We start from the raw sequence: 22,229 nt of genomic DNA on the forward strand, positions 1-22,229 counted from the left end.
CTATGTTTAGTTATGCCGATAATCTGATTTAAGCAGGTGAGGTTTGATATTTGAGACTGTGCTCGGCTTTCCGGCAGTAAGACCTGGTCAATTTTACTGTGTAAACCCCCTGTAAGTAATCACTCAGAAAAGCGCTTAGCTGCAGCTTTTGTTCTTTAAAGAACAGAGCCTGTTATTTAAAGGGGTATTATTCAACGATTGAAATGTTAGCGAAGTGAACATCGTGAAAAATGAAGCTTCTCGATTATAAGGTGTTTTATATGAAAAAAGCTGCCAATATAACTCTCTGTGAATTTTGTTCGCTGAATTTAGAGATTGAACGGACGGCATATTATGAGTGCTTAATACAGCGTCTGCCTGATGGAAATACAGCTGCTGAGCCGCTGCGTAATTCTGATACTGTAAAGCAGTATGCAGAAGATAAACAGGCAGAGTATTGTTATTCGTATAAGCGGCTGAACGGTGAGGTTCGCGAGTACCGTATTGCTCAGAAATTAAAAGAAGCAGCATATGAAGAGTTGTTTCATCTGCTCTACCAGCCTGCAGTTATTCTCGATAGTAACTGTTTTTACGGGGCTAAAGTACTGCTAGGCTGGAGCGATTCTGAATTAGGTTTCGTAAGCCATGATGAATTTATTCCTATTGCCGAGCATCTGGGGGTAATGCCGGACATCGGGCAATGGATAATTAAGCAAAGCTGTCTGCAGTTAAAAGAATGGAATGATGCAGGGACTCCTTTATCCGGCAAGTTGTCAATTAACATATCAATTCGCCAGCTTAATCTGAAAAACTTCACTCATGAGCTGCTCAATAATGTTCTCTCTGAGGGAGCACTGCCAATAGATATTGAGCTTGATTTTACAGAAAGCTTTTTATTGAACGATTCGAAAAAAGTAGAAGAGAAATTCAGTGAATTAAGTATGCTGGGGTTTGGTGCTGCTATTGATGAATTTCAAACGGGTTATTCTACTTTAGTTTATCTGAAAACAAGCTCTGAGCGGACGTTAAAAATAAGCCGTGCATATATAAGCAGTATTTCCACTAATCCTTGTGATAAGAAGCTTGTGAAGGCAGTTATTGATAATGCTAACCGGCTTGGAATAACAACTGCAGCTGAAGGTATCGAAACAGCAGAGCAGGCTGAATTAGTGAAAGAGTTAGGCTGTAAACTGGTTCAGGGGCGGTATTATGCTGAACCCTGTTCAGCAGATCAATTTATACAGATAATGAACTGCCACGGCACAATCTAATATGAAGCTGCCGGTGTTAGGATTTTAAAACTTATGTTACCTGTATTTACTGGATCGTTTCTTGGCTGCTTTAGTATTAATGTTGAAGGGGGCAGGGCACTGTAAATACAGTACCCTGCCTGATAAGCGAGGAAAGATTAAGCGCCGGCTAATGAAACCTCTTTATTATCAAGTGCCTGTTCACTGCTTAAAACAAGCTCTTTTTTATCAAAGGTTAATAACAGTGCCGGTAATAACAGCAGATCAACTATCAGAGCAATACTGATAGTCATTGCTGTGATCAAACCTAGTTCAAAGTTTAATTTAAATGTGGACAGCATCAGCACTGAGAATCCTGCTGTTAATACCGCAGTGGTAATAAATAATGCGGGACCGACATTAGTAAAGGCATAACGTACTGCCTGCTCTGCATTGAGCTGCTTTTCGCGGCGGCCGCGCATATATTTGCTGAGAAAGTGCACCGTATCATCAACAATAATACCGATAATCATACTGACCGATAAAGCCAGTGCAAAACCGATTTCACCTACCAGCAGCGCCCAGAGTCCAAATGACATTAACGGCGGCACAAGGTTGGGTACCAGGCTGATAATGCCGATTTTTAGTGAACGCAGTGAGATTAATATCAATAGCGAAATCAGTGCCAGGGCAAAAGCCACACCGCCGGTCATCTGTTTAACTGTGCGTAAACTAATATGCGAAAACATATACTGCGGACTGCCCGATGTCACGTTTATCCACGGGGCCGCATTGTGCAGCCACGCCTCTGCCCGTGCATTGAAAGCAATCATCTCGTTGTTTGATAAATTGTGCAGTGACACCGTAACTCGTGTTCCTGACTTATCAACATTAATCTGATTGTTAAGATCTAGTCCGTAAGGCAGTGACATTTCGTACAGTAATAAATACTGGGCGGCTAATTCTCTATCTGCCGGTAAACGGTACAAGCTCGGATCATCAGCATGCAGGTTTTTATTCAGACGTTTCATAATATCCGATAAAACATTGACATGAACGACTTCCGGCTGCTGATATAACCAGCTGCGGTATTGATCTAAAACTTGTAAATATTCCGGATCACTGGCACCGCCGGGCTGCTTTGAATCTAAACCATATTCAATATTATACGGGCCGGTGAGATGATCCGAGGCATAATCAGTATCAACTCTAAAGGCGACGGACTGATCAAAAAATTCCCATATTTTGTCATTAACAATGTTTAACGGAATCAGTGAACACAGCAGCACTGTCAGCCCGGTCATTGACCATAAAACCTGTTTACGTCTGTTAATCACAAACTCGCCGATAACCTTGATGCCGTTAGATGTTTTGTTTTTACTGACTTTAACGCGCACCGGAAATAACATCAGCAGCCAGGGGAGCAGTGTCATTGACAGCATAAATGAGATTAGTACTCCGACAGCAACCATATTGGCCAGATGATGAAAGGGCGGTACGTCAGAAAAGTTCATGGTTAAAAATCCGACCATAGTGGTGATGGTCGCCAGTATTACCGGCTGCATATTAACCCGCAGGCTTTCACTTAAGGCAAAACGTTTTTCCATTCCGGCGCGCATATTGTGGATCATGCTGAGCAGGATATGCACGGCATTAGCAACAACAATCGTCATCACTATGGTCGGCGCACTGGCTGAAACCGGAGTAAGCTGCACCCCTAACCATCCGGCAAATCCCATGGTGGACACAATTGATAACAGAATAATCACCAGTATAGTGAGTGTGGCTGAAATGCTGCGCAGGAAGAACAATAGGCCGATTAAGATCAGGGCAAACATGATTAATGTTAATGAGCCCATATCCGCCATTGAGGCTTCCATAAAGGCATTATCCATCGCCACTAAACCTGTTAAACGCACTTCAATGTCCGGGTTATTCTGCTCTAGCTGGCTGATTAAATCCCGGGTATAAGCAATGACTTTAGGGCTGCCTTCAGAGTCGCCTTCGGGCAGATTAATAGTGACATTAACTGCGGTTACTTTAGCATCTGCGGAAATGACGCTGTTAAGCAGCAGTGGTTCGTTGAGCGCTATCTGTTTTATTTCTGCCAGCTGTTTATCACTTTTTGCAGCCGCATTTTCAATCAGATCGCCGACCACTAAATCATCGTCTAACGCATAGGTATATTGAAAATTACTCAGCGAATCTACCCGTGATGAAAAGGGGATCTGCCAGGCTTCATTAGTCAGCCATTCTACGCTGTTTAATGTTTTCTGATTAAAAACCTGCCCGTCTTTAGGGGTAATGAGAATAACGACATTATCGGCTTTTACATAGGTTTTCTGAATTTCGGAAAAATCCAGATACTGCGGATTATCATCTGAAAACCAGATCTGATAATCCGTTGCGAAACTGAGAAAGCGGGCGCCGCTGGCCATAGTGAAAACTATCACTAAAGAAAGCAGGGCAAACAGCCACCGCCATCTTACTAGGTTTTGTGCAAGTAAACTGGTCATAAATCCCTCTTTGATAACTGTGGTTATCGTTATTTAAATTTTTACTGCTTACAGCTGCAGAGCAGTAGGTGTCCTGGTTATTGATTAAAAATATCGTTCAACGGAAAGCTGAATATGATCATCATTGTTAAGCATGGAAACGAAATCCTGCGGCTGATTACTGTCAAACAGGCGCAGATCAAAACTTACTTTATAGTTGTCGCCGAAGCGCCGGTTTGCCTCGATTAAAAAGGTGTTGCTGTGGTGCTCCATATCTGTTCTAAAACCAATTAACAGCTCGCTGCTTTGTACATCGTTAAGTGCAATACGGCTGCCGACAAACAGATCATTCTGCAGATCCGCGCCGCGGGAAGATTCACTTGCCTGCCCGCGAGAATCCCAGGCGTATTCCATCAGCCAGCCGAGGTCAGCGTCTGAATCGAGAATACCGACGCTGGTATATTCAAAACCGGCCTGTGCAGCTGCAAAATTATCGTTACTCGTGTCGCGGTAAATACTTTCAAATTTCCATAACCAGCCGCCACTGGTTGCCTGAATATCAATACCGAGCTGATCCATCTGTTCATAATACGGGATTAAGCTTATGGGCTCCTGAGTGCTCTGCTGTAGAAGCGGTTCACGATTAGTGCCGTGAAACCAGTAACTGCCGAGGTCAAAATCGCCGATGCTGTGTGACCAGCGAACAGCAAGATCAACATGCTGTTTACCGGCCGATGACTCATAAACAGCATTATTTGTATCAACAGCAGCCGGACCGCGTAATCGCCCGTTCTGTCCGGCAAAGGTGCGTTCTCTAAAGCCGGGCAGCAGATAATAGTCGACAATGCCCCAGTCATTGACTGTGGACAGATTAAGCATCAGCTGGCCGAGTTTATCTTCTCCGTCAATGTCTTCTACGGCATCGGTCTGATTAATCACATCAACTAAATGCTGAAATTCAGTCACCCCCCAGAATACACGCCGTATACCTGCACGCAGCTCCCAGTCTTCACTGACATGGATATAAGAAAGCTCTCTGATATCCCCGTGAGTGCGTTCTGCATCCTGGTTGTCATAGCGGTAATAGGGAATAAATGTGATTGAATCGGAACTGTTATTCCAGGCGTAATAAATCTCCGCCTGGGCATAAAAACCCGGCTGTGTATTTTCTAACTGCTCAGGGTACTGGCCCTGTTCAAAAAAATAGCGGCTGTCTGCACCGACCTTGGCATTCGCTTCAAATTCTGCGCAGATAACCGTACTGCTTAGTAACAGGCTGGTGGTGAGCAGTGACCATTTAAACCACATATCAGCGTACTCGTTTTAATGCATTTTTGTTAAAATCACCGTCTTTCAGGCCGCTTTTAAATACGTAGTTTTTCCATTTCAGCTCGGTACTTTTACCGTTCTGATGATTAACCATATTCATTGTATCGGCTCGCCAGTATTGATTAAGATACTGCTGATAACCTGTATAAGTTAAGGTTTTAAGCAGGGTGTTTTTACGATCGTAAAAGTCAATTTTCTGAATTCGATAAGCTTCTTTATCTACCCAGACGATACGGCGCGTATAACCGGAATGCGGATCAGCGGGGTACTGTTCAACCATAAAGCTGTCCAAACCGTTTACTGCCTGATCACCTAAATATTTGTAGCTGTATTTTTCAATTTCAAAGGAGCTTAAATCTTCAAAAGCAAACTGTGAGCCCATAAACGGCCCGGATTTATTTCGTGATGAAATCCGTTTCACCCGTTTTAATGCCGGTAGATATAACCACTGGTCATCAGCTTCTACCGGGTGAGAAAAACTTAAAAACGCGGTGCCTTTAACATCACGCGGTTTATTGAAGGTGGTTAAACTTTTATCTCCGTCTTCTAATTGTTCAATGGTTTTTATTTTTAATTCACGTATGCTTTTCTGCCCCTGTGCATTGTGCAGAATCATTAACATATCGGCGCTGCTGTCTGTCCAGCCCGTATCATGCTGTTTTACCTGCTGCGATATCTGCAGACCCTGCTGCTCTTGAGTTAATGCAGAACTGCCGCTGCTCACCAGGGTAAACACTGCGGCTGCCGCTAATTTATTGATGCTGATTTTGTTCAATATTTTCACTCCTTAAATGTGTTGAAAGTAACCGCCATGTGAAGACGGTTTATACTGTTAAGCTATGATTTGGAGGATTCCTTACCTGTTCTTAACATTGATTCAGGCTTATCTTAGTTAACTTCTTGTGGATGATATATAATCAAAAGTAACCATTGGTGGTGCTAAAATGCACCACGTAAAAAATTACTGCTGATGTTAAAATATTCAGCGGCAGCAGAAATTTTGTCGGCTGATACAGGAGGGGATTATGAATAGCTGGAATGATGTACGTTTTGTCCTGGCTTTAGCGCGAAGCGGCTCTATCAGGCAGGCGGCTAAAAGTTTAGAGGTTAACCATACCACAGTGGCAAGGCGTATCGATGTCTTAGAAAAACGTTTACAAGCGCGCTTATTTGAAAAAACACCCGGCGGTTATGTACTGACGGCATCGGGAAAAATTATCAGTGAAGCCGCTGAGGAAATGGAAGATCTGCTGCTTGGCAGTGAACGGAGAATTGAAGGTGCGGATATTGAACTGAGCGGTGACGTGCATATCCATTTTCCGGATGCATTTAATGAGATGCTTTGTGAACTATTAGCGCCTTTTTCGCAGCAGCACCCTAAATTAAACATTCATCTCTCCTGTAGTTCTGAGGTGGCGGATCTGGCTCGAAGAGAGGCGGATATTGCTCTGCGGGTTGCCCAGTCTCCTCCGCAAGATATGGTCGGCAGAGCTGTTGCCAAACTGCCCGTTGCGCTGTTTGCCGCTGCTGATTACCCCGTTGACCCAGCTAAAAACTGGTCTGAGTATCCCTGGGTGCGCTGGGCGCCAAAGTTCCGACATGCACCAGCCGAAGTACTTGCGGAAAAGCTTTCCGGTAAGTCATCATCTGCACTGGTGGTGAACACCTATGGATCAATATCCAGTTTACTGAAAAATGGTGCCGGTATCGGTTTATTAATCCCCTGTCTGGCAAACAGAGAGCCGAAACTAAAACAGATCTCAGCGGAATTTGCTGAAGGGGCGTTAGATGTATGGATTCTTATCCATCCGGATTTAAGAGGGGTTAAACGGATCAAAGCAATTACCGACCTGATAAAAGATAAGTTTGACAGTTACAGCTGCTAAGCACGCCAGTGCGCGGCTCTGTTAAACAGCTTAATAGGGCTTTAGCCTAATTGTCTGAGGGTAAAAGCTTTTTGTTACAGTTTTATACTTTTATCTGTGCACATTTTTCGATAAGGTGTATCTATATGCCTTCACTTTATTATCTTGAGTAATATTCTATGCCATTAAAAACAGATGAATTACGAACCGAAAGATTAGACTACCTTATTACCCCGGCAGAATTAGCAGAAGAATGTCCGATATCCGACAGTTCCGCCGGTGTGGTGACCCGTGCCCGCAGAGAAGTTGAAGCGATTCTAGCCGGTGAAGATCACCGCCTGCTGGTTATTGTCGGCCCCTGCTCGATTCATGATCCTGAGGCGGCTATTGAATACGCTCAGCGTCTGGTAAAGCTCAAAGATGAGTTTACCAATGAGCTGTGTATTGTGATGCGCACTTATTTTGAAAAACCGCGCACGATTGTCGGCTGGAAAGGGCTGATCAATGATCCGGACCTGGACGGGACTAATAACGTCAATAAAGGCATTAAGCTGGCTAGAAAATTACTGGTTGATATTAATGAGCTGGGTCTGGCAACTGCAACGGAATTCCTGGATATGGTGACCGGTCAGTATATCGCTGATCTTATCAGCTGGGGCGCTATCGGTGCCCGCACGACAGAGAGTCAGGTTCATCGTGAAATGGCTTCAGCACTTTCCTGCCCGGTTGGTTTCAAAAACGGTACTGACGGCAATCTGAAAATTGCTATGGATGCGGTGCGCTCAGCTAAAGCCCGTCATATTTTTTACTCGCCGGATAAAATCGGCCGTATGACTATTTATAAAACCGCCGGCAATCCCTATGGCCACCTGATTTTACGCGGCGGCAAAACACCTAACTACAGTGCCGCCGATATTCGCAATACAGTAAATGAGCTGGATAAAGTAGGTTTAAGTCAGCGCTTAGTGGTTGATTTCAGTCACGGAAACAGCTTTAAAGAATATAAAAAACAATGGGATGTTGCCCATGATGTGATGGTGCAGATGCGCAGCGGATGCCGCGCAATATCCGGCGTGATGATTGAAAGCTTTATCGAAGAGGGCAGCCAGTCCGTGGAAGACGGCAAAGAACTGGTTTTCGGTCAAAGTATTACAGATGCATGTATTAACTGGTGTGATACGGAAAATATGCTTCGTGAACTGGCTGATGCAAGCAGAGACAGAATGCATAAGAGCTGATAAATATTATAATCAAAGCACACCTGAGTATTGTCTCTTCAGTGAAATGATCTGCGGTGTGTTTTTAACTTATCAGTCATGATTGTCGACTGTTGTTAATTTTTTCAATTTAAAAAGAAACCCCTGAAAACTGCAGGTAGCGGTTAGCCGCAGCAGAGTTTGTCTGATTAAAGTGAATTTGATTAGTGGCAGAGACAATGTTCTTTATATCCTTTAATGAATTCAGATCCTGTTCGTCCCATTGTGCCGCCTGATCACTATTGAGGTATGCGGTCAGTTCTATCAGGGATACTTTCACATCGGAAGCGTTTAATTTCCCTGTTGTTGAATCTAAGTTTTCTATGACCTTTTTGGCTCTGTCTAAGGTGCCGAGAAGATTATCTTCAGGATCCCGGCTGCTCACTTTATCTTTAAAGCTTTCAATAAAATCGATAACTTTAGCCGCAGCATCTGTGTCTTTATCTGTCTGTGCATTTTTTGAATAACCAAGCCGTTCTACCTGCTGATCCGTCAAAAAACCATCGCTTTGCAGTCTTTGAATATATTTAGGTATATCAGCCATAGAAAGCTGTCCGCTGCCGAAAAAATCTGAGGCAATGCTTTGAATTTTTACTGCCCTGCTCGAGAAGCTGACTCTTTCATCAGCAGTTCCGTCCGCTGTTTTATTGAGCGGGGCAGTACTGCCCGCGGCTTCAACCGCTTTGCCGGCGGAAGCCGCCTCTGTGCTGCTGGTATAACCAATATTGCTTGATAACGGTTGAGGTGTTTGTGATGTGACTGCCGCTGTCATCTGCTGATACCTTATTTAAAATTAAGAATCATATAGTTAGCAAATATCATGCCTAATATTTATGTAGCTGGCGGCAGCTTTTTTAGAGCAGTTACAGACAGATCGTGATTCTATTACTAAAATTATAAACGGCCGGTTAGTTCTATCGGTGTAAATTATCTTTTCTGGAAGAACTGAAAAATAATGACTGTAGATAAAATACAACTTGTTACCCATAACGGTTCCTTCCATGCGGATGAAGTCTCAGCAATTGCTTTACTGCACCTTTATGGAGTCATTGACTATCCCTGTCTTAATATAATTCGTACTCGAGATATGGAGGTTATTAATCAGGCCGATATTGTTTTAGATGTTGGAGGACTTCACGCCCCTGAACAACGCCGCTTTGACCATCACCAGATCCGGGACGGCAAGGTTTCAAGTGCCGGACTGGTCTGGCAGTGGATAAAACAGCAGAGCGGTGAAACTAATAGAGAAATCGATCGTTTTGTTGATGCAGTTGATAAACACGACTGCGGTGTGAAAAAGATGTCCGGTTTTTCATTTGCTGAAATTATTGCCTCCTATAATCATGGTGATGTTTTTAATGCAGGCCGCCAGCAGAGTGCATTTTATGAAGCGCTGGCAATTGCGCTCAAATTTATCGGCAGTCTGAAAAGAAAACAGGAACGGCTAATAAAAACACAAAAAATCATTAAGCGTTCACAAATTTATACTATCGGAAAATGCCGCGTACTTATTCTAGATACCTATGCACCTGACTGGGCTGCTGTAATCCATGGTCAGAGCCGCTACTCAAGGGTTACTCACGTGATCTGGTTTGTAAAAGAGAAAAATGAATGGTGCATTCAAATCCCTGCTGTCAAAGCGAATAGTTTTGTTCTTGTTCACAGAAAATTACAACCTGATGATAAAGCAGAATTTGTTCATCAGAACGGTTTTTTTGCTGTTTATAACAGTAAAGAGGCGCTGCTGAATATGCTGAGCCGTTTAAACTCCCCCATTCTCTGTGACTGAGATTATTGTTTTTTACACAGCTGTAAATTCCGCTTTAAATATATCTGCTACTGCCTGAGAAAAGCAGGTTTTTAGCCTCATTTTTTCATTATTATCCTTGCCTATTGTGACTTTGACAGAGGAGAGTTACAGCACTAACGTTACAGACACAAACAATTTGCTTTGACAGCTGCGGAGTAAACAAATGAAGATATTAATAATATTAGCTGCGTTTTTAATGGTTATGCAGCCGGCTAATGCCGCTGGTAATTTTGTGACTTATCAGGTAAATGGTAAACCGTATCAGGGCTATTTTGTCACTCCCTCCAGACAAGCACCATTAGTATTACTGATTCACGACTGGGACGGCTTAACCGATTATGAGGTGAACCGCGCTGACATGCTGGCTGAGTTAGGCTACAGCGTTTTTGCCGCGGATCTTTTTGGTAAAGGCATTCGTCCCACTGAAGTAAAAGATAAACGTCAGCATACCGGAGAATTATATAAAGACAGGACGAAAATGCGTGAACTGCTCAAGGGGGCCTTAGATACAGCTGTACTTCAAGGTGCTGACCGTCATAACGCCGTCGCCATGGGCTACTGTTTCGGCGGCGCAGCTGTATTGGAATATGCTCGTTCCGGTGCTGATTTAAAAGGTTTTGTTACCTTTCACGGCGGCCTTAAAACGCCGCCAGGACAAGATTATCAGCATACTAAAGGTAATCTGTTAATTTTCCACGGCAGTGCTGACAGCAATATCACCATGGAACAGTATGCGCAGCTGGCCGTTGAATTAGAAAAGAATAATATCAATCATGAAATGACCAATTACAGCGGGGCGCCGCATGCCTTTACCGTATTCGGCTCCGCACGTTATCACGCTGATGCGGATAAAAAGTCCTGGACTCGCTTTACTCAGTATCTGCGTGAGACATTAAAAAGCGAAGATTAATTTTGTTAAGACACAGCAGGGAGTTGAAAATACGCTCAGTTTTTCACTTGGGCTGCAGCGGATAAGTTAGCGTATCAGGAGACGCTAACTTATTTATGCTTAAAGTACAAAATTAGACCAGTTTGTTAATATGCTGATGGTGTTTTCAGATGCTGGACTAATGTAAAGCAGCACACAAACGGCAATAATCGTCAGCAGGGTTAAAATTTTATTGTCAAAATCGGCCAGTTTTAAGGCGCTTCCAAAGGAGCTTTTAATTCTTATATTGCGCAGATCTACGCTGAATATCTCATCTAACAATAAATGAATAACTCCCCCGAGAAAAACAAATCCGCCGGCAAGCCAGGCAATAATATCGGAGTGTTGTGAGTCCGCATGACTTAACCTCCAGGTTACCTGAGTTGTCAGCAGCGCGCATAACAGTAAAAAGAGCAGTGAGTGACAGCTGCCTCTATGGTCGGTGATTTTTTCAAATACCGGCCGTATTACATATTTCATGATGCCGTAGACTAGCACCGGAATAATAATCAGCTCAGTAAAACTTATTTCTCTAAACTGCCCGCTGGTAATAAAGCGCAGCACCAGCAGAATTACGGTTAAAGCAAACAGAGCAAAAAGACTGTCCAGTGAGGTTGAATTGTCAGAGTCAATATCCGGCAGCAGACCTCCGACGGTTCCTATAAACCAAAGCCACAGTGCACTGTTAAGATCTATATGTCCTGCTGATAAAAGCGCGGCAGAGGTTAGGCCGGTGGCTGCTGCTGCTGTATTGAGATGGGTATTAAAGTTTGCCATGGTTTCCCTTTGTCAAAATATTCAGGCGCTATTCTACTCTGTATTACATCAGCCGCCGTTAAGTTTTCATATTTATTCACTGTGATAGAGCCAATAATTTGTTTAAGTATTTGTTAACAAAAGTCTAAATTATGACATTCTCATTATAATGTCATTTTTCCATAACTATTTACTTGAATTAATTGTCAACAAAGCGTATAAATGTAAACGCTTACAACTTATAGGGATATCGGCGGGTAATTCTCGCCGCAGGCTTTGTTTAAGGATGAACCAGACAGCCCATAATAGTACCTCTTTGATAGATATTGAGATGTAAACGCTTACCCTGCTCTATGGATAGTTAATATACAGACAAAGACAGTGTTCTCTTCATAGGGAAAGTTCACTGCTCGTCTATGCAGGAATAAGTTAAACAAATCAGTTCATTAGGTTATAGATTGTAACTAAATGAATTTTCAGCTGCAGGCGGGCGGTTAACATGGGCAGATTACAAGTCACAGCATATTTTACGGAAAAAGTGTCTTCGTTATTCATAATAAACCAATTATAGGACCCATAGACAATGCAAGATATTCATCAACTAGCAATTTTACCAAATCAAGATTCAATTAACTGTGTTGCTGAAATTAGCAATGACTTTAATGCTAATGATGCAGAAATTGGTGCGTTATTAGCAAAGCTTCAGCATGTGGTAGTAGACTCAGGATTTATGTCAGGACAAGATAATCATGAGTGGATGGCGTCACGCGGATGTAACTTCATTGCAAACCCAAAGTTATTTGACAGTGCACCATTAACTTATACCTGTGTTTTCATCGGCGAGTTATTTAATAACATGGAACCGGAAGAGATTCTGCTTCGAGTACCCGCACCGGTGATTAAGCATGCTTTACTGCGTATGCATGATTTTACAAGTATGTAATAACACGAAGTGTGAGAAGTAAAGGGGCAGCTGCAGCCGGTGTTTTAAATAATGCCGGCTGCGGCAGCCCTTTTTTATTATCTGCTGAAAATGATCTGTTCTGAAATAACTTCCCCGGTATTTTTCTTCTTATGAATGACTTGTGCTTTTTGCCGCTGAAAAAAAACAACACACGAATTCAGGTCTAACTAAGTTATAATTGCCTTAATAGGTGCGGGTTGTGGTGTTTTTTATACGCCGCACATGTGTAATATACCCAAGCAGTTTGGGTATAAGCTGTAATTTTGAGATATGAAAATGGCAAAACGTGATTGTTATGAAGTGCTTGGTGTTAATAAAAGTGCAACTGAAAAAGAGATAAAAAAAGCTTATAAAAAATTGGCAATGAAATACCATCCTGATCGTAATCCGGATAATCCTGTTGCTCAGAATAATTTCAGAGAGGTGAAATCCTCCTATGAGATCCTCTCTGATCCGGAAAAAAGGCAGGATTATGATGATTTTGGTCATCAGGCATTTGATCCTGAACGGCGCTCTGCTCACTCCGGATTTAACAGCTCTTCCGGTGGTTTTAATGATATTTTTGGTGATATGTTCGGTCAGCAGCGCCGTCAGCATCAGCCCCGGCCGGAAAAAGGAACCGACTTACTGTATTCTGTTGAGTTGACTTTAGACGAGGCTGTTAACGGCTGTCATAAGGAGGTAAAGCTTCCTAATAATCCGCAGCTTCTGAAAGTGACTATTCCTGCCGGGATTGATCAGGGGCAGCGGGTGCGTATTCCTGGTAAAGGCAACCCTGGTACATTAGGCGCCTCGAGAGGAGACCTGCTGGTAGAAATTGATCTTATTGAGCATGAGCTTTTTAAAAGAGAAGGTAATGATCTGCATTGTCTGATTCCAACCTCTTTTCCTACAGCCGCACTGGGCGGTACAATGAAAGTGCCGACTTTTGACGGTTATATCAATATCAAAATACCCAAAGGTACACAAACCGGACGTAAATTCCGGATTAAGTCAAAAGGTATTAAGGCGATGAAGGGTAATGTCAGCGGCGATTTGATTTATGAAGTAATAATTAATACACCGACAAGTCTAACCGCAGAGCAGGAAACTCTGCTTACTCAGTTAGCTGAAACACTTTAAATAATAAGTCAGTAGATTTAACGTAAAAGGGTTAATCACATGATTAACCCTTTTCTTTTTACTGAAGCCGCGCTTAATAAAATAGTAATGCTCTCGCTGTAATATCTCGCCTTTTTATCAACGACTAACTAAAAATATCATAAAACTGCTCATTTATGAGTTTGTTTTTATAATTATCTGATTTTAAAGAGTACAATGCGCCGCTCTGTGCTTCTGAGCAGTTATTGTGAAAAGCACCGAAGAACAGTTCTTTTTGAATTATATAAATAATAATGAGAGTTAGTAATGAAGAAAACGTTTTTATACTCTGCGGTACTTGCCGCAGTGTTCAGCGGTTCAGTTTATGCTGCAGACGGTGATATTGTTGATGTAACCATTTTAGGTACATCTGATCTGCATGGGCATTTCATGCCGTGGGATTATGCGACGGATAAAGCGAATATGCGCGGCAGCTTAAGCCAGATTGCTACTAAAGTGAAAAGTATCAGCAAACAGCAGAGTAATATCATTCTGGTTGATGCCGGTGATACGATTCAGGGGAACTTTGTTGAAACATTTAAAAATGAAGCTGTTTCTCCTATGATGCTGGGTTTCAACGAAATGAACTACGATGTCTGGGTGCTGGGAAATCATGAATTCGATTTTGGTTTAAAAGTACTTAACCGTTCGCTTAGCCAGTTTGAAGGACAGCCTCTTGCCGGTAATATTACCCGTGCTGACGGTAATCCTTTCCTGCCTGCGCATACAATTATTGAACGCGGCGGTATTAAAATCGGTGTGATCGGTATGGATACACCTATGACGGAGGTTTTTGCCGCCGGTACAAACCGTCTTGACGGTATGACTTTCAGTAATCCTTCGCTAGAAGTTAAGAAAGTGATAAAAGAGATCGATGATCAGGTAGATGCTATTGTTCTGGTTGCCCATATGGGCATAGATAATGAGAACAATATTGCGGATACGGGAGTGCGTGATATTGCACTGGCTAATCCGGAGCTTGACGCGATTGTTGCCGGCCATATGCATACCCTGATTGATAAAGAGGTAATTAACGGTGTGATTATCACTGAGCCTGATAAATACGGCAGAGCTTTATCGCGTATTGATCTGCAGTTTGAAGAGCGCGACGGCAGGTTCTCATTAATTAATAAAGACAGCTATACCTACAAAATAAACGGTATTGCTTCAGATAAGAAGATGGAAGCTTTGTACCAGCCTTATCATAAGCGTCTGCGTGAAAATGCTAATCGCGTGCTGGCGGAATTAACTGGTGAAGATCTGGTGCCTGAGAACGAGATCCACGGGATTCCACAGGTGCATATTCAGGATACGGGCATCAGTGCTTTGTATCAGGAAGCTGGTTTTCACTACGCTCCTAAAGCAAATGTGATTGCGCTGCAGATCGATAACGACTATGCACAGCTGGATGCCGGGCAGATTAAAGCAAAAGATATCGCTTATAACTACCAGTATGCGGGCGGTGAAATAACGGTTTATTCTATGACAGGTAAAGAGCTGAAAACCTATATGGAATGGTCTGCAGGTTACTTTAACAGCGTGCAGGAAGGTGATGTAACTTACAGCTTCAATGCGCAGCGCCGTGCTTCTAAATACTCTACCAATGATTTTTTTGCCGGTGTGACTTACCGTATTGATCTTACTAAACCTGCCGGTCAGCGTATTACCGATCTGTATTTTGCAGACGGTGAAGCGGTGACTGATAACACTAAGATCCGTCTTGGTATGAACAGCTACCGTATGGGGCATCTGACTAAAGAAGGCGGCGTGCTTGAAGGACGGGATTTCCCGGTACTTTCAGATACTAAAGCTGAATACGGTGAAGAGCAGGGTACTATTCGTAACCTTACCGCACGTTATTTAACAGAAGTAAAAAAAGGGACTTATCAGGGCAAAAAAATGAACCGCTGGAAGCTTAGTGGTTTATCTGGTTATCAGAGTCAAAGAGAAGTTGTTAAATCACTGATTAATTCAGGTAAGATCACTGTTCCCATGAGCCGCGACGGGCGTTATACAAATGTTGCTTCTATCAATGTTAAGGGAAAAACATTTGCCGATAAGAAGGCATTAAAAACCTATATTGAAATGCTGCAGACACAATTAGCGGCGGCTGACAGTGAGGCGCAAAAACGTCAGATTGAGCGTGATATCATTATTACTAAAGCGCTTAATAAACAGGATTAATTTTCTGTAATTAAAAAGGGTTAATCATTGCGGTTAACCCTTTTTCATTTCAGCTCGATTTCTCCCAATAGCGAGCAAAATCATAATTCCTTACCAGTAAAGTTTATTTGACTTATCATGCACTGTTTGAACGATTTTGCTAAGGTGCTAACGCTTCCAAGAGAGTTAGACAAACGGTAAATTTGTGTTCTTCTTTACTTGAACATTCCAACTTCAAAGTTTAAGTTTAAAGCCTCATATAGTTCTTCCTTGGAAATAAACTTATAAGCACCATCTGAGTAAGCAACTCCATTCTCACTTTGAGTAATAAAAAGCTGATTACCCCAGATATTCTGCATTTGATTGAAACAACTATTTTTTGCTCTAAGAGGAGAGGTATTCAAGTCACGTTTTTGTATTACTTCCAAAAAATATTCTTGTAATGTAGTTGCCCTGTCATCAGGTTTTAATTTTTTCCATTGTTCTTCATTAGATTCCAACCAACGCTTGGAGCAAAAGTTGCTTAAATCAAAATGTTGACCGCTATTCAGAACTTCAGAAATATGTTCTATCCACGTTGCTATAGATATCTTTAACTCATTAATTAAAGATTCATTAACACCTTTAGAATTCATGTATTTTAATATGTTTGAGCTTTTATTTTTAATAGCAAGTTCGTATGAATTTGTCGAATAATCTGATGGCATCAACAAAGGAAAACCGAACTTTTCTAACGCATGAATAATGTTTAAATCATCTCGTTTACAAGCTAGCTTTATTAACATTGTTGCCTTTAATAGAGCATGGCAATTTATATTACTTGTAGTTCTTTCATAAGGTGTATCTATTAGAATACCTTTCAAAATATCGTTATAAAGAGGGGTATAAACCTTTTCGTCTAGACATTGTTCCCAGAACTCTATATTTTCTGGCATTGATGGTATCAATTTGATGATTATAGCCTCCTTGTCTTTAGATAGGTCATGCTCTTCTAAATTAGGGAATCGCTCAAAAAACCATTCTCGAATGCTCGGGAAATTCCGGCAATGAAGTAAAACACCTGCACCGTTTTCATCTACTACATCTGGGACTGCATTTGCATTTATGAGAAGGTCCATAACACTCAAAAAATCCTCGACTTCTTCGCTAGAGCAATATTTCCCAAAATAGTCAGCAAGATACAGCATCGGTGTTTGTCTTGATTTATTTACCTGATTTACATCTACACCTGAATCAATTAAAAATTTTGTAAATTCAATACTATGTATGCCATGTAGTAGATTATTTCCAAGCTCATCAAGTAAATTGGGATTAGTTCCCATCTTAATTAGCTTTTTAATCAATGGATAGCCTTCTTTATAGCTTATGCGATGAAGTAGATAGCTTTGTCTTGGAATAGAATAACTAATATCTGTGACAATATAATTCCCAGCTAGCCCTTTATCTATAAAGTATTCAATAGCTTTTAAATCACCGTTACAAATAAGTCGGTCAATGTGTTTCCAGCCTTGAAAAATCTCAACTGGGTTAACATCATTTGCTTTGAGATATTTCATTATCTTTTTTTCTGGCATCTGAAAGGTTATACCTGTTTCAACTCTCCGGGAAATATCACTCATAAGATTCAAGGCTTTTTTAAAAGAAACTTTTTTACCGCCATGAAAACCAAAAGTAGTTCCCCCCTCATCATTAGTGAAGTTAATTATCGCAATGTCTACATGATGCTTTTTTAGCCATTTTCTATAAAGAGTGTCTAGTGAACTATATCTGCTGCCCATCAAATTGAGTGAAATAACCTCATCGACATAAATATCTTGAACTGAAACTTCTTCGCCTTCTATTAAAAATGGCTCTAATTTTATTGGAATTTTATCAATAAAATGTTGGCGAGTTATAGGGTCGGCTATATAAATTTCAGAGACTAAATATGATTCAGACATATTTTTCCTTTTAGGGGAGTAAAAGGCATGGATGCCCTACCTTTTATTTTTTACATAATAATATTAAAGGAAATATCATACTCTATGTAATTAAAAAATAATTATTACAGAGCAAAAAGTTAGACAAAAAATTAAGACGGAATAAGTTTGGATTAGAGAAAAAGCTGAAGCGGTTTTTGCCCCAAAGCGCTTAAGCTAGTAAAAATTCCTACGCTCGCTTTTTCCCGTTTGCGAGCGTAAAGGGCTGTCCATACATTTTGTATAACGTTAGGGTATTACGTCAACTTATGCCTTATTTAATATCACTAAACCAGGCTGGCCAGCATCTCATCGGAATAGGAAACGAGTTCTGCACCCTGGCGGACTCGGCTGACATAATCCGGGTTGGCGATAAATGGTCTGCCGACTGCAATTAAATCAAACTTATTGTCATTAATAGCGGCGCTTGCGGTTTCTGCTGTGTAACTGCCGACTCCTACCAGTGTTTTATTGTAATGAGCACGAACATAACTGGAAGCACTGCCTCCCAAATAGTCAAACTGCATGCTGTCGTCAAAAATACCAATATGCAGAAAAGCTAGATCCCGCAGTTCAAGTTCAGCTAATAAATAATCAAATACTTCACGATCACGGCTGTCGGTGCCGATATTTATATAAGCTCCCGGACTGATCCGCAGTGCGGTTTTATCACTGCCGATACGTCCACTAACAGCATCAACCACTGCTAATGCAAAACGTGACATATTTTCAGGACTGCCGCCGTACTGATCGCTGCGCCGGTTGCTGTCATGGTGCAGAAACTGATCAATAAGATAACCGTTAGCACCATGGATCTCAACACCGTCAAATCCCGCTTTAATCGCATTAGCCGCCGCCTGAGCATAATCTTCGATAAGCTCTTTAATATCTGCGTCACTGACAGCTCTTGGAACCTGATAGGTTAATTCACGCATGCGGGGCACGGTGCCTTCAACGGCAAGAGCCGAAGGTGCGATAACATCACCACCGCCGAAAAAATGCGGATGAGCAACACGGCCGGTATGCCATAACTGGGCAAAAATTTTGCCGCCGTTACGGTGCACGGCTTCGGTCACCTTAAGCCAGCCGTTTATCTGTGCCTGGTTAAATAACCCCGGCGTATTCGGATAACCCTGACCGTCAGGGCGGATAAGAACCGCTTCAGAGATGATCAGACCTGCTTCAGCACGGCGACCGTAATAATCCGCCGTAGCTTGTGTCGGCACCAGATTTTCATCAGCCATACAGCGGGTAAGCGGCGCCATCAAAATACGATTATTTAGTTTAATGCTGTTATTTAGTGCATAGGATTGAAACAGGTTACTGGTCATAAGCTTCTCTCTATTTTGAATGTTTATTCAAGATACTGCTGTTTGAATGATCATTCAAGTATTATTTTGAACAAACATTCAAAATTGCGTATAATGCCCGCAGATACACTCAGAGAGTAAAAAAATGAGAAATGCTGAATTTAATCGAGAAGTAGTATTACGCTCTGCTATGACCGCCTTTATGGACAAAGGGTATGCTAAAACAAGTATGCAGGATCTGAGCCGTGCAACCGGGCTGCATCCCGGCTCCATCTATTGTGCTTTTGACAATAAACGCGGCTTGTTACTAGCTGCGTTAGAGCAGTATAACCAGGATAGAAATGCTGAGTTTCAAGGTTTTTTTGACGGCTCACAACCGGTATTAGGCGCGCTGAGAAATTATTTAGACAATATCGTCACAGAGTGTTTAAGCTGTGAGGCGGCTAAAGCCTGTTTACTGACTAAGGCGCTCAGTGAGATAGCGGGGCAGGATGATGAAATCCGTAATATTATCAGCAGCAGTCTTGCTGACTGGCAGAATGCGTTAGCCGCTCTGTTTGAACAGGCTAAAGTATGTGGAGAGCTTAAAACCGACAGAGACAGCGCTCACCTGGCGCGTTATTTTGTGATGGGCATATACGGGTTAAGAACATTTGCCTATACACATCCTCAGCCTGAAGTGCTGCAGCAGCTGGCTGAGCAGCTGTATCAGGATATATGTGCCTGATACCGCTGTTCAATCAGTTACCGCAGTCTGATAACCTAAAATATAAACGGTTTATTTATGCACTTAGCAGAAACACAACAACCCGCTGATTCACTGGCACGGCAGTTATTTACTATGACCTGGCCTATGCTGTTCGGCGTACTGTCGTTAATGAGTTTTCAGTTAGTCGACAGTGCTTTTATCGGTCAGCTTGGTGTACTTCCTTTAGCGGCCCAGGGATTTACCATGCCGGTGCAGATGGTCGTCATTGGTATTCAAGTGGGCCTGGGAATTGCGACAACGGCTATTATTGCGCGTGCATTAGGTGCAGGTAAACATACCTATGCCAGACAACTCGGCGGTTTAGTCTTAATAATGGGATCCTCCGGGGTGGCACTGATCGCTATTGTTTTATGGCTGCTGCGTCATCCAATTTTGTCTATGTTAAGTGCGCCGCCGCCTGTTTATGCGGTGATTGATGTCTACTGGCCTTACTGGCTGCTGAGTGCCTGGGTGGGAGCTGTTTTATATTTTTATTACAGTGTCTGCCGTGCTAACGGCAATACATTCCTACCCGGTATTATGATGATGGTTACCAGTGCGGTAAATTTAGTGCTGGATCCTGTATTTATCTTCACTTTAGATATGGGCATTAAAGGGGCCGCTGCGGCTACCATTATTGCGTTCAGCTGCGGTATTCTGGTAGTTGCTCCAAAGGTGGTGCAGAAACACTGGGCAAGCTTTGACTGGCAGGGACTGGATTTATCCGCCAGTATAAATTCCATTACAAAAATTATGGGACCGGCAATGATAAGTCAGCTGCTGCCGCCTCTGTCTTCGATGCTGGCAACAAAACTGATTGCCGGCTATGGTGCCGCTTCCGTTGCCGCCTGGGCGCTGGCATCACGATATGAGTTTTTTGCTATTGTGGCTGTGCTGGCTCTGACAATGTCCATGCCGCCTATGATCGGCCGTCTGCTTGGTGCCGGAAAAATTACTGCTATCCGTCAGCTGGTCAGTATTGCCTGTCGGTTTATTTTAGCGCTGCAGCTGCTGATTGCGCTGCTGACTTTAATCTCCTCGTCGCAGCTGGCGGCTTTAATGACCAGTGAACAGAATGTGGAGAGCATTCTTAACTGGCACCTAACATTTGTACCCTTTAGTCTCGGCCCTCTAGGCATTTGTATGCTGATGGTTTCAGTGTCCAATGCATTAGCCAGATCAGGCGATGCACTGCTTATTTCCGCACTGCGGCTGTTTGCTTTTTTCCTGCCTTGTTTATGGTTAGGTGCTCAAATTGCCCAGATAAAAGGGCTGTTTATCGGAGCATTAATAGGGAACTGTCTGGCAGGGCTGGCCGCCTGGTATTTTTACCGGCGAACGATTACCCGGCTTGAACATAATGCAGCTTTAGTTAAATAAATTCATCTGCAGTTAAGGGACCTTAGTAAGATCCCTTGCTGTGATTTCCAGCTGCTATTTGTACTCACCACGGCGGGAGGCTTCAATATATTTCTGATAACGCCCGTCGGCTTTAAGTTTTTGAAAGCCGCGGTTAAAGGCATCAACCAGCGCCTGTGCACCTGCTGTCTTTTTGGAAATAATGACAGAGTAATCTCTAGAGGTCAGTAATTTAGGAAGAAGAGATACTTTGTCATCAAGACCTAGGTGATTTACAATTTCCAGGCCGACGTCGCCGTTTTCAAGCACAATATCTAAGCGCCCGCTGGCCAGTTTTTTATAGTTAGCTTCAGCACTGCTTATCCGTTTTATTTTTAGTTCTCCAGCAGCTTCCAGATCCTCGGTGCCGTATGCATAACCGAGAACGCCGCCGATATTATATTTACTAATATCTTTAATTTCGTTCCATTCGATATTTTTTCCCTTCTGCACGAACAGCCCTGTACCGAGTACAGCAACAACATCGCTGTAAATAAAGTCTGCTGCACGCTCTTCAGAAAACCCCCAGATCAGTGTGCCGTCATGTTTTCCTTCTTTTGCCAGCTCATATCCTCGTTTCCAGGGTAAAAAAACATATTCAACTTCAATTCCCTCTTCCGCAAAAGCTTCACTAACAATATGTGATATATAACCATACTGTTTAAGATCTTTGGACAGATAAGGAGCCCATTCGCCGTTAGCGAGTGTTATTTTCTGGGCAGATAAGTTAGTGGAAAAAAGTATTACTAGAGTAAGAAGCAGTGTGCGGATCATAATTTTGTCCTCTTAATAACCATCATCACGTATCATTGAGTATAGACGAGAAGTGTATAAAATAATGCCGCTTAGTATCTGCGAGCAGTGCTGACATGCGGGTATATGATGTTTAAGAGCGCGGCTG

Annotated in this window: 18 protein-coding genes; 10 read left to right on the forward strand and 8 right to left on the reverse strand. The window is 42.4% G+C overall.

Translation table 11 applies throughout. The annotated features are described in order from the left end of the window. Positions 1 to 260: 260 nt before the first annotated feature. Positions 261 to 1,250, forward strand: a complete 990-nt coding sequence (locus G337_RS27405) for an EAL domain-containing protein (protein ID WP_028866268.1) — start codon at positions 261 to 263, stop codon at positions 1,248 to 1,250. A gap of 137 nt (positions 1,251 to 1,387) precedes the next feature. Here G337_RS27405 and G337_RS0125005 read toward each other — a convergent pair whose 3' ends face one another. From G337_RS0125005 to G337_RS0125015, 3 genes are all read right to left on the reverse strand, one after another. Continuing rightward, positions 1,388 to 3,724, reverse strand: a complete 2,337-nt coding sequence (locus tag G337_RS0125005; RefSeq protein ID WP_028866269.1) for an efflux RND transporter permease subunit — start codon at positions 3,722 to 3,724, stop codon at positions 1,388 to 1,390. An 84-nt stretch (positions 3,725 to 3,808) separates the two neighbouring features. Then, on the reverse strand, positions 3,809 to 5,011 hold the full coding sequence (locus G337_RS0125010; RefSeq protein ID WP_028866270.1) for a hypothetical protein: 1,203 nt from the start codon (positions 5,009 to 5,011) through the stop codon (positions 3,809 to 3,811). A gap of 1 nt (position 5,012) precedes the next feature. Beyond that, the gene (locus G337_RS0125015) at positions 5,013 to 5,810 is read right to left on the reverse strand and encodes an outer membrane lipoprotein-sorting protein (RefSeq protein ID WP_084605644.1); all 798 of its coding nucleotides are present in this window, start codon (positions 5,808 to 5,810) and stop codon (positions 5,013 to 5,015) included. Between the two features lie 247 nt (positions 5,811 to 6,057). Here G337_RS0125015 and G337_RS0125020 point away from each other — a divergent pair, with 247 nt between their 5' ends. Further along, the gene (locus G337_RS0125020) at positions 6,058 to 6,918 is read left to right on the forward strand and encodes a LysR family transcriptional regulator (RefSeq protein WP_028866272.1); all 861 of its coding nucleotides are present in this window, start codon (positions 6,058 to 6,060) and stop codon (positions 6,916 to 6,918) included. A gap of 158 nt (positions 6,919 to 7,076) precedes the next feature. Further along, a complete protein-coding gene (locus tag G337_RS0125025) occupies positions 7,077 to 8,135 on the forward strand; it encodes a 3-deoxy-7-phosphoheptulonate synthase (protein ID WP_028866273.1) in 1,059 nt (352 codons plus the stop codon). Positions 8,136 to 8,244: 109 nt separating this feature from the next. Here the strand turns inward: G337_RS0125025 and G337_RS0125030 are convergent, their stop codons facing one another. After that, on the reverse strand, positions 8,245 to 8,925 hold the full coding sequence (locus G337_RS0125030; RefSeq protein ID WP_028866274.1) for a hypothetical protein: 681 nt from the start codon (positions 8,923 to 8,925) through the stop codon (positions 8,245 to 8,247). A 183-nt stretch (positions 8,926 to 9,108) separates the two neighbouring features. On the opposite strand from G337_RS0125030, the gene G337_RS28060 reads away from it, so the two are divergent. Both G337_RS28060 and G337_RS0125040 read left to right on the forward strand, forming a co-directional pair. Further along, entirely contained in the window at positions 9,109 to 9,942 is an 834-nt protein-coding gene (locus G337_RS28060) for an MYG1 family protein (protein WP_051303623.1), read from the forward strand. Between the two features lie 184 nt (positions 9,943 to 10,126). Further along, on the forward strand, positions 10,127 to 10,873 hold the full coding sequence (locus G337_RS0125040; RefSeq protein WP_028866275.1) for a dienelactone hydrolase family protein: 747 nt from the start codon (positions 10,127 to 10,129) through the stop codon (positions 10,871 to 10,873). A 99-nt stretch (positions 10,874 to 10,972) separates the two neighbouring features. Here G337_RS0125040 and G337_RS0125045 read toward each other — a convergent pair whose 3' ends face one another. Next, entirely contained in the window at positions 10,973 to 11,668 is a 696-nt protein-coding gene (locus tag G337_RS0125045; protein WP_028866276.1) for a metal-dependent hydrolase, read from the reverse strand. Positions 11,669 to 12,230: 562 nt separating this feature from the next. Between G337_RS0125045 and G337_RS0125050 the strand changes: the two genes are divergently transcribed. The 3 genes from G337_RS0125050 (at position 12,231) to G337_RS0125065 (ending at position 15,935) form a co-directional block, all read left to right on the forward strand. Beyond that, a complete protein-coding gene (locus G337_RS0125050) occupies positions 12,231 to 12,590 on the forward strand; it encodes a hypothetical protein (protein ID WP_028866277.1) in 360 nt (119 codons plus the stop codon). A gap of 297 nt (positions 12,591 to 12,887) precedes the next feature. After that, on the forward strand, positions 12,888 to 13,733 hold the full coding sequence (locus G337_RS0125060) for a DnaJ C-terminal domain-containing protein (RefSeq protein ID WP_028866278.1): 846 nt from the start codon (positions 12,888 to 12,890) through the stop codon (positions 13,731 to 13,733). A gap of 285 nt (positions 13,734 to 14,018) precedes the next feature. Further along, positions 14,019 to 15,935 (forward strand): bifunctional metallophosphatase/5'-nucleotidase, encoded by a 1,917-nt coding sequence (locus tag G337_RS0125065; protein WP_028866279.1) that lies wholly within the window; start codon positions 14,019 to 14,021, stop codon positions 15,933 to 15,935. 194 nt (positions 15,936 to 16,129) lie between these two features. Here the strand turns inward: G337_RS0125065 and G337_RS0125070 are convergent, their stop codons facing one another. Both G337_RS0125070 and G337_RS0125075 read right to left on the reverse strand, forming a co-directional pair. Continuing rightward, entirely contained in the window at positions 16,130 to 17,854 is a 1,725-nt protein-coding gene (locus tag G337_RS0125070; RefSeq protein WP_028866280.1) for an ankyrin repeat domain-containing protein, read from the reverse strand. Positions 17,855 to 18,159: 305 nt separating this feature from the next. Further along, positions 18,160 to 19,203: an alkene reductase gene (locus G337_RS0125075; protein WP_028866281.1), complete on the reverse strand. Its 1,044-nt coding sequence runs from the start codon at positions 19,201 to 19,203 to the stop codon at positions 18,160 to 18,162. A gap of 124 nt (positions 19,204 to 19,327) precedes the next feature. On the opposite strand from G337_RS0125075, the gene G337_RS0125080 reads away from it, so the two are divergent. Both G337_RS0125080 and G337_RS0125085 read left to right on the forward strand, forming a co-directional pair. Then, a complete protein-coding gene (locus tag G337_RS0125080) occupies positions 19,328 to 19,909 on the forward strand; it encodes a TetR/AcrR family transcriptional regulator (RefSeq protein ID WP_028866282.1) in 582 nt (193 codons plus the stop codon). 57 nt (positions 19,910 to 19,966) lie between these two features. Further along, entirely contained in the window at positions 19,967 to 21,310 is a 1,344-nt protein-coding gene (locus G337_RS0125085; protein WP_028866283.1) for an MATE family efflux transporter, read from the forward strand. A gap of 54 nt (positions 21,311 to 21,364) precedes the next feature. Here G337_RS0125085 and G337_RS0125090 read toward each other — a convergent pair whose 3' ends face one another. After that, positions 21,365 to 22,102 carry a substrate-binding periplasmic protein gene (locus tag G337_RS0125090; RefSeq protein ID WP_028866284.1) on the reverse strand — a complete coding sequence of 246 codons (738 nt, stop codon included), beginning with the start codon at positions 22,100 to 22,102 and terminating at the stop codon, positions 21,365 to 21,367. Positions 22,103 to 22,229: the final 127 nt, after the last annotated feature.

Origin of the sequence: Psychromonas aquimarina ATCC BAA-1526, assembly GCF_000428725.1 — a bacterium.
In the GTDB taxonomy this organism is placed as follows: Bacteria; Pseudomonadota; Gammaproteobacteria; order Enterobacterales; family Psychromonadaceae; genus Psychromonas; species Psychromonas aquimarina.

Bases quoted from the DNA above. Each gene is read 5' to 3' on its own strand.
- G337_RS0125010 (WP_028866270.1), bottom strand. From the start codon at position 5,011: ATGTGGTTTAAATGGTCACTGCTCACCACCAGCCTGTTACTAAGCAGT.
- G337_RS27405 (WP_028866268.1), top strand. From the start codon at position 261: ATGAAAAAAGCTGCCAATATAACTCTCTGTGAATTTTGTTCGCTGAAT.
- G337_RS0125075 (WP_028866281.1), bottom strand. From the start codon at position 19,203: ATGACCAGTAACCTGTTTCAATCCTATGCACTAAATAACAGCATTAAA.
- G337_RS0125025 (WP_028866273.1), top strand. From the start codon at position 7,077: ATGCCATTAAAAACAGATGAATTACGAACCGAAAGATTAGACTACCTT.
- G337_RS0125085 (WP_028866283.1), top strand. From the start codon at position 19,967: ATGCACTTAGCAGAAACACAACAACCCGCTGATTCACTGGCACGGCAG.
- G337_RS0125050 (WP_028866277.1), top strand. From the start codon at position 12,231: ATGCAAGATATTCATCAACTAGCAATTTTACCAAATCAAGATTCAATT.
- G337_RS0125030 (WP_028866274.1), bottom strand. From the start codon at position 8,925: ATGACAGCGGCAGTCACATCACAAACACCTCAACCGTTATCAAGCAAT.
- G337_RS0125065 (WP_028866279.1), top strand. From the start codon at position 14,019: ATGAAGAAAACGTTTTTATACTCTGCGGTACTTGCCGCAGTGTTCAGC.
- G337_RS0125090 (WP_028866284.1), bottom strand. From the start codon at position 22,102: ATGATCCGCACACTGCTTCTTACTCTAGTAATACTTTTTTCCACTAAC.
- G337_RS0125005 (WP_028866269.1), bottom strand. From the start codon at position 3,724: ATGACCAGTTTACTTGCACAAAACCTAGTAAGATGGCGGTGGCTGTTT.
- G337_RS0125020 (WP_028866272.1), top strand. From the start codon at position 6,058: ATGAATAGCTGGAATGATGTACGTTTTGTCCTGGCTTTAGCGCGAAGC.
- G337_RS28060 (WP_051303623.1), top strand. From the start codon at position 9,109: ATGACTGTAGATAAAATACAACTTGTTACCCATAACGGTTCCTTCCAT.
- G337_RS0125040 (WP_028866275.1), top strand. From the start codon at position 10,127: ATGAAGATATTAATAATATTAGCTGCGTTTTTAATGGTTATGCAGCCG.
- G337_RS0125080 (WP_028866282.1), top strand. From the start codon at position 19,328: ATGAGAAATGCTGAATTTAATCGAGAAGTAGTATTACGCTCTGCTATG.
- G337_RS0125045 (WP_028866276.1), bottom strand. From the start codon at position 11,668: ATGGCAAACTTTAATACCCATCTCAATACAGCAGCAGCAGCCACCGGC.
- G337_RS0125060 (WP_028866278.1), top strand. From the start codon at position 12,888: ATGGCAAAACGTGATTGTTATGAAGTGCTTGGTGTTAATAAAAGTGCA.
- G337_RS0125070 (WP_028866280.1), bottom strand. From the start codon at position 17,854: ATGTCTGAATCATATTTAGTCTCTGAAATTTATATAGCCGACCCTATA.